Raw genomic sequence first — 13,494 nt, forward strand, 5'->3', positions numbered from 1 at the left:
CTGCCGGGGACGTGGTCCGCGGAGGTGGCCCGTCCCTCAGGGTCAGGCCCGGGACGTGAGGCGTCTGTAGCCGTTTACACACGGCGGTGCGTGGGCTTACTCCTGATGACCGTCCGCGAGGAGGGCGAGCAGCGCGGGATCGAGGATCTCCACCATCCGGTTGCCGGTGCGCACGATGTTCTGGGCGCGCAGCAGCCGTAGGGCCTTGGCGACGGCTTCGCGGGTGGCGCCTATCGTGGCGGCCAGTTCGTCCTGGGCCAGGTGGACGACGGGGCCGGCGGTGGCGGGGGCGCGCGTGGGGCCCGCCGCGGTGGGGGTGTACGGGCCGGAGGGCTCGGCTCCCGAGAGTTCGGTGAGCCGGCTGGCCAGGCGTTGCAGCACGGTGAGCGAGGCGAGCGCGGACCGTTCCTGGTCGGCGCTGCGGAGCCGGGAGGTCAGCTGACGTATCACCAGGCCGCTGACGCGGGGATGCAGGGCGAGAAAACGACGAAACGCATCCCCGGATATGACTTGGGCCTCTATGGGGCCCAGTGCACGCACGGTGGCGCTCCGAGGATGCGGATCCAACGCGGCCATCTCACCGAGCAGTTCGCCCGGGCCGCGCAGGCCGAGTATCAGCCGGGTGGCCCCACGGTCCGTCACCACGGATACGGTCACCCACCCCTGAAGAATGATCACGACGTGACTGGTCCGGTCGCCCTCGGTGAGGAGATGGGCGTCGGCCGGGTAGTGCTTCCGATTGCCGAGGGCCATGACGCTCTCGCGCTCCTGGGGAGTCAACGTGTGCGCGAACGCCCGCTCATTGCCGAGCAGCCCCATGGCCAGCCCCCCGCCGCATTCCGGACGCCTGGGATTTCGATGGGTGTTGATGGTGGCAGGGCAAACTTCCGGGCCGAGCGGATTGCGCCATACCAGGGGTACTGGCCGGTAGTTGCGGAATGCCAGGTTGGTCGCCCTGCCGCCCCGCACCCCGCCGCACGCCGACCACCACCACCCGACGCAGGTCGCCGGTGCCACGCCCTCGTCCGAGGGGATGATCGTGAGGTCAGACACACCACTCGAACAAGGAGCCGCATCGCCGTCGTGATTCGGTCAACCGATGGAGAGTTGGCGAAAACTCGGGTTTGCGGTGTGACAGGGGTGATGACGAGGTGGTGGCGAGGTGAGGGGGCGGTGAGCCGGGAGGGGGGCGGGGTGCGGGGTGGGCGCGTGCGAGACCTGGCGCCGCATGGACCTTGGCGGAAGGACGGGCCGGTGGAGATCCGGTTGCTGTGGTCGGTACGGGCGAGGGCGGACGGTTCGGAGACCGCCCTCGGCCGGTGGCATCAGCGGTGCGCGCCGGCGGTCCTGCTCATCGACCGGGTGGGGGGCCGCAGTTCAGGCGGTCACACGCTTCGTACGCCCACCGAGTGCGGGGCCCTGTACCGGTTCCGTGACCTGACCGGCCGGGCCCGTACCCGGGAGAAGGAGGCCGACACGGCGGCTGCCACCGACGAGCAGGTCACCGCCGCCCACCGAGAACTGGCCCGTCCCGACCAGGCCCGCAGCGATGCCGAGCAGGCGCTGAGCCTGGCGCGCGCCCACTCGTTCCGGGCGGTGGAGGCGCAGGCCCTGTCGACCCTGTGCCGCATCGCGCGGCCCGAAGCGGCACCGCCACAGCCGTAGGGCTCTAACCCTCGGCCACGAGGCCCTGGCCCTTCCCGCGAGACCAGCCACCGCCTCGGCGATGCCCGCACCCTGATGACCCCTCAGCTGCGCCCTCCACAAGACCTGCGGTTGTCCGGACGGTTCCGCAACGCGATCAAGAACCCCGGCGCGCCTCGGGGACATATTGGTCATTTTCCTATTAACCTCCCATAACTGTACGAAGTCGATCTGTCACGGATCGCAATCAACTCACTTCACCGGAGATGACATGCACAACCTTCGCAAGGCTGCCGTCGTGGTCGTCGCCCTCGGCAGCGTCGGCATCCTGAGCGCCGGCACGGCCACCGCCCAGGGCATGGACGGCCACGGCGGCAAGACCAGCGTCCTGCAGAGCTCCTCCTGCAAGTCGCACGACCTGAACGTCGACGTCCTCGGCCAGGTCGGCGTGCTCAACGGCGTGCTGGGCAACGCGCTCAACGGCGAGGGCAACTCGGGTGGGCAGGACACCCACATCGGCTCGGCCATGGGCTGCGACAACAGCGCGTTCTAGCCCGTGGTTCAGAGCAGGGCCTCTCGTGGCCGGCTGGTCGTCCGCATGTCGACGGAGGCCGACCGACGGGGTGCCCTGGCCGGTACGGACCCCGGTGTCCCATGGCGAGACCTACCGGTGGAGTACGGGCCGTCGCAGACGGCCCCTGGGATGTTCCGCCGATGGCAGTGCACCGGTGTCCGACCGGCCGTGCTCGACCTCGGAAACCAGCCAGGGGCCTGATCCACTCTCCCGGATCGGGCCCCTGGCCTGGTGGACCACGACGAAGGCCCCGACCGCGAACGGCCGGGGCCTTTCGCCTGCCCTGAGCCCTTTACCACGCCCAGCTGAGGGCTAGTTGTGCATATGACCCTCCGTTTGTTAATTCTCGGAGAACTCTTCTACAACCTTCGGCCGCATGCGTCGGTCTGCTCTCACACACAGGGATGTCTGAGGGTTCATGAAGAGGAGCTCAGAACGTGACCGTGCGTTCCTTCACCCGGCGGATGCGACCGCGAGTCGAGCGCAAGGCCGCCGAAAGGGTGTGGCAGCTGCGCACCATGCGGCGCCGCCGCACGGCAGCCGTCACGGACCCGACGCTCCGCCCGGTCGCGGTACGCGGCCAGCAGCTCTACGGCCGGATCGTGACCCGGTTCAGCGCCGCCGACGCGGCCGCCGCCAACCTCGGCCTGGTCGTCGCCGCGCTGGAGCAGGAAGGTATCCCCTACTTCCTGGTACCGACCTCGCGTACGCGCCACACGGTCGGTGTGAACGCCGTCGACCGGGAGCGTTTCCTCACCATCCTGGAGGCGCAGAACGCGGGGAAGGCGGTGTTCATCGGCAGACCGCTGCCCGGCGGACAGCTCAAGAACCCCGCCCTGTTCCTGGACGGCGTACTCCCGACCCCGCTGCGCACGGCCCCCGTCCTGCGGATCGGGGAGAACCACCTCGGGCCCTCGGGCCAGCTGCTCGCCGGCCCGGAACTCGCCTGCGACGTCGAGTTCTGGGAGGACGGCGCCCACCTCCTCGCCTCCGACGACGGGCCCCGGCGCCTGGCCAAGGTGCAGCCGCAGGCGTCCGAGGACATCTTCGCCGAGTCCCTCGTCGCGCCCCGCAACAACGGCATCACGGACGTTCTGCCGGTGTCCGAGCAGAAGCCGGCCACGGTGCGGATCGGCGACCGGGAGCTGCCGAGCTTCGTCCCGCTCACCCTGCCGACCGTGGCGGACGTCACCTTCCCCGTCGACGTCGTCTACACCTGGGTGGACGGCGAGCAGCCGGAGATGAGGGCCAAGCGGGCCCGGTACCAGGGCCAGGGCATCGCCGAGATCCTGGACAAGGAGACCAACGCCTCCCGCTACACCAGCCACGACGAGCTGAAGTACTCACTGCGCTCGCTCGCGATGTACGCCGACTTCGTCCGGCACATCTACCTCGTGACCGACGGTCAGAAGCCGCACTGGCTGGACGACCGGGCCCCCGGGATCACGGTCGTGGACCACCGCGACATCTTCCCGCCCGAGGTCCTCCCCGTCTTCAACTCCCACGCGATCGAGACCCGGCTGCACCACATCCCGGGCCTGTCGGAGCACTACCTCTACTTCAACGACGACGTGTTCGTCGGCCGCCGCGTCACCGCGGAGCACTTCTTCCACGGCAGCGGCCTGATGAAGATCCCGGTGTCCCCGCTGAAGATAGGCGTCGGCAAGCCGCACGCCGAGGAGACGGCCACCAACTCCGCGAGCAAGAACGTCCGCCGACTGCTGCTGGAGAAGTTCGGCCGGATGACGACGAACAACTTCATGCACACCCCCCTGCCGCAACAGCGCGAAACTCTGCGGGCCCTCGAGGAACTCTTCCCGGCGGACATCCGCCGCACCACGGCGTCCCGCTTCCGCTCGCCGCAGGACATCGCCGTGACGGCCCCGCTGCTCTACCAGTACGCGCTGATGACCGGCCGTGGAGTGCCGGGCAACTACAGCTTCCGGTACGTGAACATCAGCCGCCCGGATGCCGAGAAGCGCCTGACCGACCTGCGCCGCAACCGCCGCTTCGACTTCTTCTGCCTCAACGACGTCGACGTACCGCCCGAGGAACGGGAGCAGGTCGGCCGTCGGATGGACGAGTTCCTGGAGAACTACTTCCCCTTCCCGAGCCCCTTCGAGAAGCAGAAGTAACGGGCCTGGGGGGCATGGACATGGGGGGCATGGACATGAGGGGCACGCACATCCGTCACCGCTTCGGACTGCCGGGGGGCATCCGGGCGGCCCGGAACCTTGTTTCGCGCTCGCGGCTCTGGCTGACGGCCCGGCTCTGGGCGCTGCACGCGACCCGGGCCCGACGGCGCCTGCGGACCGCCGTACCCGGCCTGCGCCGGATCACCTTCGGACCGATACGGCTCTACGGCCGTACGGTCGCCGACTACACCGCCGCCGACGCCGTCGAAGCCGATCTGGAGCGGGTGTGCACCCTGCTGGAGGGGCTCGGCGTCCCGTACTTCCTGGTCCCCGCCGACCACGGGCACGGCGCGCCGCGGCAGGTCATCGGCGTCGAGGAGAGGCACCGCGGCGCGGTTCTCTCCCGGGCCGCCCAGCGCTTCGCCGGCACCGTCGGGTACGTCGGCGCCGTAGGACCGGACGGCGCCGTGACGACCGCGGCGCTGTGGGCCGACGGGAAGCTGCCGCGGGCGCTGGGGCGGGCCGCGGTGCTCCGTACCGGCGTGGTGCGCCTGGGCCCGGAAGGGCAGGTGCTCACCGGCTTGGAGACGGGGTGCGACATCGAGTTCTGGCGTCATGGCCGGGACCTCGGCACCACCCCGGGCACGGACCCCTCCTGGCTCACCGTCCCCGGCAGCCGCCTGCTGGACGTGTTCGGCCCGGCACTGGTCGCCCCGCGCCGCAACGCCGTCTCGGAAGTGCTCCCGGTGGCGGCGCAGCGGCCGGCCGCGGTGGTGTGCCGCCGCCGCAGCGTGCCGACGTTCGCCCCGTTCGCCGAGCCGGGCATCGACGAGGTGTGCTTCCCGGTCGACGCCGTATACACGTGGGTCGACGGGAACGACCCGGCGATGGCCGCGAAGCGCGGCGCCCATCAGGCCCTGTCCTCGAACGTCATCGCCGCCCGCGAGACCGGCGCCTCCCGCTACACCAGCCACGACGAACTGAAGTACGCGCTGCGCTCCCTGGAGATGTACGCCGGTTTCGTCCGGCACGTCTACCTGGTGACCGACTCCCAGATCCCCGCCTGGCTGGACCCGGACGCGGAGGGCCTGACGGTGGTGGACCACCGGGACATCCTCCCGCCGGACGCGCTCCCCGTCTTCAACTCACACGCGATCGAGAGCCGCCTGCACCACATCCCGGGCCTGTCCGACCACTACCTCTACTTCAACGACGACGTCTTCATCAATCGCCCGGTAGGGGCCGAGCACTTCTTCCACGGCAACGGCATAGCCCGCATTCCCCTGTCCCCCCTGAAGCTCGGACTCGGCGCCCCGCACCCCCTGGAACCGGCCCCGAACTCCGCCGGCAAGAACGCCCGCGAGGTGATCAGCCGCTTCCACGGCAGAAACATCACCCACAAATCACTGCACACCCCGCACCCCCAACTCCTCTCGGTCATGCGCGAGATGGAAAGTCTGGGAATCGAGGAGCTGGAGCAGACGTGCTACTCCCGCTTCCGCTCCACCACCGACATCGCTCCGGCCTCCACGCTCCACCACCACTGGGCCATCGCGACCGGCCGGGCCGTCCCGGCCGACTACCGCTTCCGCTACGTCCAACTCGGCACCCCGGACATGCACCGCCGCCTGGCCTGCCTCGCGGCCGGCGAGGACATCGACTTCTTCTGCCTCAACGACGTGGACACGGCCCCGGCGGCCAGAGCGGCGGCAGAGGCGGCCATCCGCACGTTCCTGGAACGCAAGTACCCGTTCCCGAGCCGCTTCGAAGGGACCACTCGGGCCACCTCGCGCCAGGTCGCGCCGCTTACGGCGCGAGTCCCGCCGCGGCCGACCCGGGAGGAAGCACAGCGCTGCGATTGACGCTGCCCGCGTCAGGGTGCGCCAAGGGGTGCCCCCACGCCTTCGAGGCAGTGGGGGAGTGCGTGCCAGGCCCGCGACGCCGGCACGATCCAGAAGACACCCCTAGGCGGCCTTGGGCCGCGCGGCACGCAGGCCCGGGGTCGGCTCCTGTTCGTCGTCGAGCGGGAAGATCTCGTCTTCCCCGAAGTCAGGGGCTTGGAAGGGGCTTGTCGTCGGAGGCGGCGATGCCGTGGCGGAACGGCGGGGTTGCCCTTCCGGAGCGGAGAACAGCGACGTCAGGTCGATGAGAGGTCTGCCTTTCGATACAGGCCCTGAGGGCCTGGCGTGCCGTGACCGGGCACAGCGGTCCTACAGCTTGGTCATCTTGGCGTACGGGCTCAGGATCCGCATCTGCGCCGAGCCGAAATCCACGAGTGCCGCGATTCCGTCCTCGATGCCGATGACCCGGCCGAGGCCGTGCACGTCATGGGTGACCTGGTCACCCACGGCGAAGTGCTTGGGAGCCGGCGCGACCGGGGCCTTGAAGGGGCTGGTGGGCAAGTGACGCTTCGGTACAAGAGGCTTTGTCATTGCCCCCAGTATGGGCCTACGTGTCCCTACTGCGCTGTGGCCGGCCACACAGACTTCGAACGGCGAGGTCCGGACGCTGTGCGGCCACGTACTGCCACACACGTCGAAGGGCCCCACCGCGAACGGTGGGGCCCTTCGACATCGTGCCCGGTGAGGCACTGGCGGAGGATACGAGATTCGAACTCGTGAGGGGTTGCCCCCAACACGCTTTCCAAGCGTGCGCCCTAGGCCTCTAGGCGAATCCTCCGCCGGAAACATTACATGACCGAGAGGAGTGCTCGCGAACTCGTTCCCGCAGGCCGACATCGGGTACTCTTCGTGAAGCCCCTCACGCGGCGCTATCTGACTGAACTCCCCCAGGGCCGGAAGGCAGCAAGGGTAGGTCGGCTCTGGCGGGTGCGTGGGGGGCGTTTGCGTTCCCGCTGCGGGGTGGGGTTGTCAGTGGGCGCCTATAACCTCGTAAGCGTGTCGTCTCTCGCGTTGTACCGCCGCTATCGCCCGGAGTCGTTCGCCGAGGTCATCGGGCAGGAGCATGTCACCGACCCGCTGCAGCAGGCGCTGCGGAACAACCGGGTCAATCACGCGTACCTGTTCAGCGGGCCGCGTGGCTGCGGCAAGACGACCAGCGCGCGGATCCTCGCGCGGTGTCTGAACTGCGAACAGGGCCCTACGCCGACCCCGTGCGGCCAGTGCCAGTCCTGCCAGGACCTGGCTCGCAACGGGCCCGGTTCCATCGACGTCATCGAGATCGACGCGGCGTCCCACGGTGGTGTGGACGATGCGCGTGAGCTGCGGGAGAAGGCCTTCTTCGGGCCCGCGAGCAGCCGCTACAAGATCTACATCATCGACGAGGCCCACATGGTCACGTCGGCCGGCTTCAACGCGCTGCTGAAGGTCGTCGAGGAGCCGCCCGAGCATCTGAAGTTCATCTTCGCCACGACCGAGCCCGAGAAGGTCATCGGGACCATCCGGTCGCGGACCCATCACTACCCCTTCCGGCTCGTCCCGCCGGGCACTCTGCGGGACTACCTCGCCGACGTGTGCGGCCGCGAGAACATCCCGGTCGAGGAAGGTGTGCTGCCGCTCGTCGTGCGCGCGGGAGCGGGGTCCGTGCGTGACTCCATGTCCGTCATGGACCAGCTGCTCGCCGGAGCGAGGGAGGAGGGCGTCACGTATGCCATGGCCACCTCTCTGCTCGGGTACACCGACGGGTCGCTGCTCGACTCCGTCGTGGAAGCCTTCGCGACCGGTGACGGCGCCGCCGCCTTCGAGGTCGTGGACCGTGTCATCGAGGGGGGCAACGATCCCCGGCGGTTCGTCGCCGACCTGCTGGAGCGGCTGCGGGATCTCGTCATCCTCGCCGCCGTGCCGGATGCCGTCGAGAAGGGGCTCATCGATGCCCCCGCCGATGTCCTGGAGCGCATGCAGGCCCAGGCCGGCACCTTCGGCGCCGCCGAACTGAGCCGTGCCGCCGACCTCGTCAACGCGGGGCTGACCGAGATGCGCGGGGCTACCTCGCCCCGGCTCCAGCTCGAGCTGATCTGCGCGCGCGTGATGCTGCCCGCGGCGTACGGGGACGAGCGTTCCGTGATGGCCCGGCTCGACCGGCTGGAGCGGGGCGTGAACTTCTCACCGGCCGCGGGCGCTGGCCTGCCCCCGATGGGGTACGTGCCCGGTCCTGACGCCCACGCGGGAGCGGCCGCCGAGCCGGTTCCGCCGGGTGGCGGGCCTGCCGCGGCCCGGGCGGCCGTACGGGCTTCTGGGGCGCCCGCGACCCCGGCCGCCGCGACCCCCGCCGCCGCGCCCCCGGCCGCCGCGACTCCCGCTGCCGGAGCCGGTGCGCCGACGGCCGGTACGGGCGGTACGGCCGCTCCCGCTCCGGCGGGTCAGGGTGCGCCCACGGATCAGGCCATGTCCCCGCCCTCGGCCCCCGGCCGGCCGCCGACGCAGAGCGGTCAGCAGCCTCAGCCACCGCAGGCTCCGCCCACCCGGGCGCCCGCGCCCGCACCGGCCGCACCGCCCCCGGCCGCCACGCCCGGCGCATGGCCCACAGCCGCCCCCACAGGTGGTGGCCGGCGCCCCGGCGGCTGGCCCACGGCAACCCCGGCGGGCGGCGGCGCCCAGTCCCCCCAGGCAGCGCCGAGCGGCACCCCGACGCCCCCACCCACACCGCAGCCCGCGGCGCCCACGCCCACGCCCGGCGCGGCACCGGCCTACGCGGCCCCGAGCGGCGGCCTCGACCCCCGCATGCTCTGGCCCAACATCCTGGAGGCGGTCAAGAACCGTCGCCGCTTCACCTGGATCCTGCTCAGCCAGAACGCCCAGGTGACCGGCTTCGACGGCACCACCCTCCAACTCGGCTTCGTCAACGCGGGCGCGCGCGACAACTTCGTGAGCAGCGGCAGCGAGGACGTCCTGCGACAGGCGCTGGCCGAGCAGTTCAACGTCCAGTGGAAGATCGAGGCGATCATCGACCCGTCGGGCGGAGGCTCGGCTCCCCCGTCGCCGGGCGGTTCCTCCGGCTTCGGCGGCGGTGGTGGCGGGGCCGGCGGCGGCTTCGGCGGAGGCGGCACCGGCGGATACGGCGGTGGCGGCAACAGTGGCTACGGCGGTGGCGGTACGACCACCCAGCGCCCGGCTCCGCCCCAGCCGACGCCCACCCCGCCCCCCGCGGCCCCGGCGGCCCCGGCGCCGAACGCTGCCCCCACCTCGGCACCCCAGCCTCCCTCCGCCCCGGAGCCCCGGCCCCCGGTGTCCATCGAGGACGACATCCCGGAGGACGACGACCCCGACCTCAACGAGTCGGCCCTGTCCGGCTACGAACTGATCGTGCGGGAGCTGGGGGCGACGGTGGTGGAGCAGTTCACGAACGACTAGCGGGGCCTCTCGGGCCCTGGCCCAAGAGGACCAGGCCCAGGCATTTCGGCCCGGCCGGTCAGCCTCTCCGGCGATCCAGGACCGCCCGGGAATTGGAGGAACGTACAGCTCACCAACCCCCGGCCCCTCATCGCCCCGCACAAAAACCCCGTTAGGCTGACCCCCGTGAAGGTCCTCGTCATCGGTAACGGCGCCCGCGAACACGCCCTGTGCCGCTCCCTGTCCCTCGCCCCCGACGTCACCGCGCTGCACTGCGCCCCCGGCAACGCCGGTATCGCCGAGGTCGCCGAGCTGCACCAGGTCGACGCCCTCGACGGCGCGGCCGTATCCGCGCTGGCCACGGAGCTCGGCGCCGACCTCGTGGTCGTAGGGCCGGAGGCGCCGCTCGTCGCCGGGGTCGCCGACGCCGTACGCGAGGCGGGCATCCCCGTCTTCGGGCCCTCCAAGGAGGCGGCGCAGCTCGAGGGCTCCAAGGCGTTCGCGAAGGACGTGATGGCGGCGGCCGGGGTGCCCACGGCACGGTCGTACGTCTGCACCACGCCCGACGAGGTCGCCGACGCCCTCGACGCCTTCGGCGCTCCGTACGTCGTCAAGGACGACGGCCTCGCCGCCGGCAAGGGCGTCGTCGTCACCGGTGACATCGAGGCCGCCAAGGCGCACGCCGCCGGGTGCGAGCGCGTCGTCATCGAGGAGTTCCTCGACGGCCCCGAGGTCTCCCTCTTCGCCATCACCGACGGCGAGACAGTCGTCCCGCTCCAGCCCGCCCAGGACTTCAAGCGGGCGCTGGACGGCGACGAGGGCCCGAACACCGGCGGCATGGGCGCGTACTCCCCGCTCCCGTGGGCCGACCCGAAGCTGGTCGAGGAGGTCATGGAGACGGTCCTGCAGCCGACCGTCGACGAGATGCGCCGCCGCGGCGCCCCGTTCTCCGGCCTGCTCTACGCCGGGCTCGCGATCACCTCGCGCGGCGTCCGCGTCATCGAGTTCAACGCCCGCTTCGGCGACCCCGAGACCCAGGTCGTCCTGGCCCGCCTGAAGACGCCGCTGGCCGGCGTCCTGCTGGCCGCCGCCAAGGGCGACCTCGCCGATCTGGCGCCCCTGCGCTGGAGCGACGACGCCGCGGTCACCGTGGTCGTCGCCTCGCACAACTACCCCGGCACCCCGCGCACCGGCGACCCGATCACCGGCCTCGACGAGGTCGCCGCCGAGGACGCCCCGCACGCCTACGTCCTGCACGCCGGCACCAAGCGCGACGGCGACGCCATCGTCAGCGCCGGCGGCCGCGTCCTGTCCGTCACGGCGACCGGCAAGGACCTCACCCAGGCCCGCGACCGCGCGTACAAGGCCGTGGCCCGTATCGAGCTCGACGGCTCCCAGCACCGTACGGACATCGCGGCGAAGGCGGCGGAGGAGGCGTAAAAAGCGCCCGCGCCCACCGCATCCAGACAATCCGCCCCCGCGCAAGACAACCCCGCAGGCCCCGAATCCGTCTCAGGATTCGGGGCCTGGTCCATGCCGGGATCAGGGGCCTGATCCTCGCTGTCCGTCATCCACCTTTCCCCAAAGCCATTCCATCGAGTGACTGCTGCCCCATCCGGCTGACGTGGGCCGGAGCCCCAACTAGGGTGCGGCGCAAGCGTTCCGGCACTTGGCCCACCGGCATTGCGATGTCAGTGGCGGGTGCCACAGTGGGGGAGTGAGCAAAGCCAGGACAGTTCGGACAGCCAGGGCAGCGGGGAGGGGGTGAGGTCCGGCCGTGACCGGTATCGGTGTGGAGGTGGGTGCGCAGTCCGCGCGTGCCCGGGCCCTCGCGGTGCTGCGCATCCGCAGCCGCGCGCTCGCCGTCGCCCTGCTCCCCGCGGCGGTCGCCGTGGTGCTGCTCGTCGGCGCCTCCACCGGCCACCTCGTCGGCCCGGGCTGGCACGCCGCCCGCTGGGTGGTGACCCCCGTCGCCGTCCTCGTCCTGCTCGCCGCCGCCGGTATCGCCCTGGTCGTCGCCCGCGCCCGCCCCGCCGTCAGCCCCACGGTCCCGATAGCCGAGGAGCAGGCCCCGGACCTGTACCGGATGGTGCGCGACCTCGCCGACCGCCTGGGCGTCCCCGCCCCGTCCGCGATAGCGCTCACCCCGGACTGCGACAGCTGGCTGGAGGACCGCACCCATCCGTCCCACGGCCCGCCCCCGGCCGAGGACCGCGACGAGCACGAGGTCAACGGCCTGCGCGGCGGAAGCACCCACGGCGCCCACCGCCGTACGCCCGCCGCCCCCGTCCTGGTCATCGGCTCCCCGTTCCTGTGGTGGATGCGCGTCGGCGAGCTGCGTGCGGTCCTCGCTCCGGTGGTCGCCGGTACGGGACCTTCCGCGCACCCGGACATAGCCCAGGCCCGGCGCTTCGTCCGGGGCCTGGACGCCGCCGTGGCCGTCGCCTCGACGCGCGGCCGTTGCCCCGGCTCGCGGGCGGTGTGCGCGGGCGTCGGCTGGGTCGCGCGGCTGCTGCTGCGCAGCAGCCGGGAGCACGCCACCCAGATGGAGCGGGGGGTGGCCAGCGCCGCCGCCGAGCGTGCACAGGCTGTGGATTACGGACTGCGGATCGTCGCCCAGGAACAGGTCGGGCTGGCGTACGCCGGCTGGGACCGGCTGCTCACCCGCGTGGCGCTGCCCGCCTGGCGGATGGGCCGCTGGCCGTCCCGGCTGGACGCGGGCGTCGTCGCTGCCCTCACCGAGCTGTCCCGCCGGGACCGCCTGGCCGAGGGCTTCGCGTCCCGGCTGGGCGAGCGCCCCGCGTGTGACCTGCTCGAAGAGCCCGGCGTGGTCGACGAGGCCGCCTCACTCCTCGCGGCCCGCCTCTTCCACGGCGGCCCGGCCGAGTCCGGCCCGGACTGGTCCCCGGTGGGCTGGCAGGAGTACCCGGAGGAGGTCGTCGACCGGAAATGGCGCACCGACGCGGCCCGCCTCCACCGCGTCCTCGACGCCCTCGGCGTCCGCCGCACCACCGACGGCACACCCCCGGAGGCGAGCGGCCCGACCCTGGCCCGCGTCATGGACCACCTCTCGGCCGACCACCTCGCGATCCCACCGGACTCCAGGACCGCCCGGCCCGCCGACACCCATGCCGACGCCGACCCCGGCCAGGCCCCCGCCGTCCCGCCCCGACCCCCGAAGCCGCCCAAGGCCCCCTACGCGGCCATGTCCGAGGACGACTCCTCCGACGACCAGGAAACCGAGCGGAGCTCCGCTCTCGCCGCCGGTCTGACCGCCGAACTGGCCCGCGAAGAGGCCGCCGCGCCCGCGGAGCAGACGGCGTCCCCCGACCCCGGCAGCACCCTCCTGGACATCGGCGCGCTCCCCCTCTTCCCGCTCCAGCCACCCCGCACCGCCCGCGAGTTGCTCACCGACCACGTCACGGCGATGGTGTGCTGCGCCGCGATGGACACCGCGGGTGCCGCCCCGGGCCTGGACTGGCTCGACGGCCCCACGCTCCTCATCGACGGCGAGAGAGCGGCCGACCTGACCCCCAGAGTCCTCAGCCTCATCGAGGACGGCGATCCGGTGCCGCTGCGCGCCTGGCTGGTGGAGTCGGGGATACGCCCGGAGAAGCCGGTGCGCCTGGTCTGACGGCTGTTTCACGCCGTATGCGGTCGGAAGCCCCGGTTCCACTTTCGGCCAATTCGCAACGAATAGTGACAGCGTGCGTGCGTAATGTGATGTGCTGGGATCGATAGCGCACATGGCAAGGGCTTGCGACATACGACAGCCGCACAAAAGCCCGCGTCACATGACGGAAACCGCAAGCAGACCGCGAGCACGCCGCAAGCGCATACAGCGCTCGCACCA

At 71.6% G+C, this 13,494-nt stretch carries 9 protein-coding genes, 1 tRNA gene and 1 other RNA gene; 8 read left to right on the forward strand and 3 right to left on the reverse strand.

Translation table 11 applies throughout. The features are described from left to right. Window positions 1-96: 96 nt before the first annotated feature. Window positions 97-819 (reverse strand): Crp/Fnr family transcriptional regulator, encoded by a 723-nt coding sequence (locus tag QQM39_RS23365; protein ID WP_301999438.1) that lies wholly within the window; start codon window positions 817-819, stop codon window positions 97-99. Window positions 820-1,254: 435 nt separating this feature from the next. Between QQM39_RS23365 and QQM39_RS23370 the strand changes: the two genes are divergently transcribed. From QQM39_RS23370 to QQM39_RS23385, 4 genes are all read left to right on the forward strand, one after another. Continuing rightward, the gene (locus QQM39_RS23370) at window positions 1,255-1,665 is read left to right on the forward strand and encodes a hypothetical protein (RefSeq protein WP_301999439.1); all 411 of its coding nucleotides are present in this window, start codon (window positions 1,255-1,257) and stop codon (window positions 1,663-1,665) included. 250 nt (window positions 1,666-1,915) lie between these two features. After that, window positions 1,916-2,197 carry a hypothetical protein gene (locus QQM39_RS23375; RefSeq protein ID WP_301999441.1) on the forward strand — a complete coding sequence of 94 codons (282 nt, stop codon included), beginning with the start codon at window positions 1,916-1,918 and terminating at the stop codon, window positions 2,195-2,197. Between the two features lie 458 nt (window positions 2,198-2,655). Next, window positions 2,656-4,353 carry a stealth family protein gene (locus QQM39_RS23380; RefSeq protein ID WP_301999442.1) on the forward strand — a complete coding sequence of 566 codons (1,698 nt, stop codon included), beginning with the start codon at window positions 2,656-2,658 and terminating at the stop codon, window positions 4,351-4,353. A 35-nt stretch (window positions 4,354-4,388) separates the two neighbouring features. Beyond that, window positions 4,389-6,215: a stealth family protein gene (locus tag QQM39_RS23385; protein ID WP_301999443.1), complete on the forward strand. Its 1,827-nt coding sequence runs from the start codon at window positions 4,389-4,391 to the stop codon at window positions 6,213-6,215. A gap of 348 nt (window positions 6,216-6,563) precedes the next feature. Here the strand turns inward: QQM39_RS23385 and QQM39_RS23390 are convergent, their stop codons facing one another. Continuing rightward, window positions 6,564-6,785 carry a hypothetical protein gene (locus tag QQM39_RS23390; protein ID WP_301999445.1) on the reverse strand — a complete coding sequence of 74 codons (222 nt, stop codon included), beginning with the start codon at window positions 6,783-6,785 and terminating at the stop codon, window positions 6,564-6,566. Window positions 6,786-6,944: 159 nt separating this feature from the next. Continuing rightward, window positions 6,945-7,032: transfer RNA gene (locus QQM39_RS23395), tRNA-Ser, on the reverse strand. 73 nt (window positions 7,033-7,105) lie between these two features. On the opposite strand from QQM39_RS23395, the gene ffs reads away from it, so the two are divergent. The 4 genes from ffs (at window position 7,106) to QQM39_RS23415 (ending at window position 13,275) form a co-directional block, all read left to right on the forward strand. Continuing rightward, window positions 7,106-7,200, forward strand: an RNA gene (gene ffs, locus QQM39_RS23400) — signal recognition particle sRNA small type. A 50-nt stretch (window positions 7,201-7,250) separates the two neighbouring features. Further along, window positions 7,251-9,662: a DNA polymerase III subunit gamma and tau gene (locus QQM39_RS23405; RefSeq protein ID WP_301999448.1), complete on the forward strand. Its 2,412-nt coding sequence runs from the start codon at window positions 7,251-7,253 to the stop codon at window positions 9,660-9,662. Between the two features lie 165 nt (window positions 9,663-9,827). After that, the gene (gene purD, locus QQM39_RS23410; RefSeq protein WP_301999450.1) at window positions 9,828-11,081 is read left to right on the forward strand and encodes a phosphoribosylamine--glycine ligase; all 1,254 of its coding nucleotides are present in this window, start codon (window positions 9,828-9,830) and stop codon (window positions 11,079-11,081) included. A gap of 337 nt (window positions 11,082-11,418) precedes the next feature. Then, complete coding sequence (locus tag QQM39_RS23415; protein ID WP_301999451.1) at window positions 11,419-13,275, forward strand: hypothetical protein; 1,857 nt, start codon at window positions 11,419-11,421, stop codon at window positions 13,273-13,275. Window positions 13,276-13,494 lie beyond the last annotated feature (219 nt).

It is taken from the genome of Streptomyces sp. DT2A-34 (genome assembly GCF_030499515.1).
Lineage (GTDB): Bacteria > Actinomycetota > Actinomycetes > Streptomycetales > Streptomycetaceae > Streptomyces.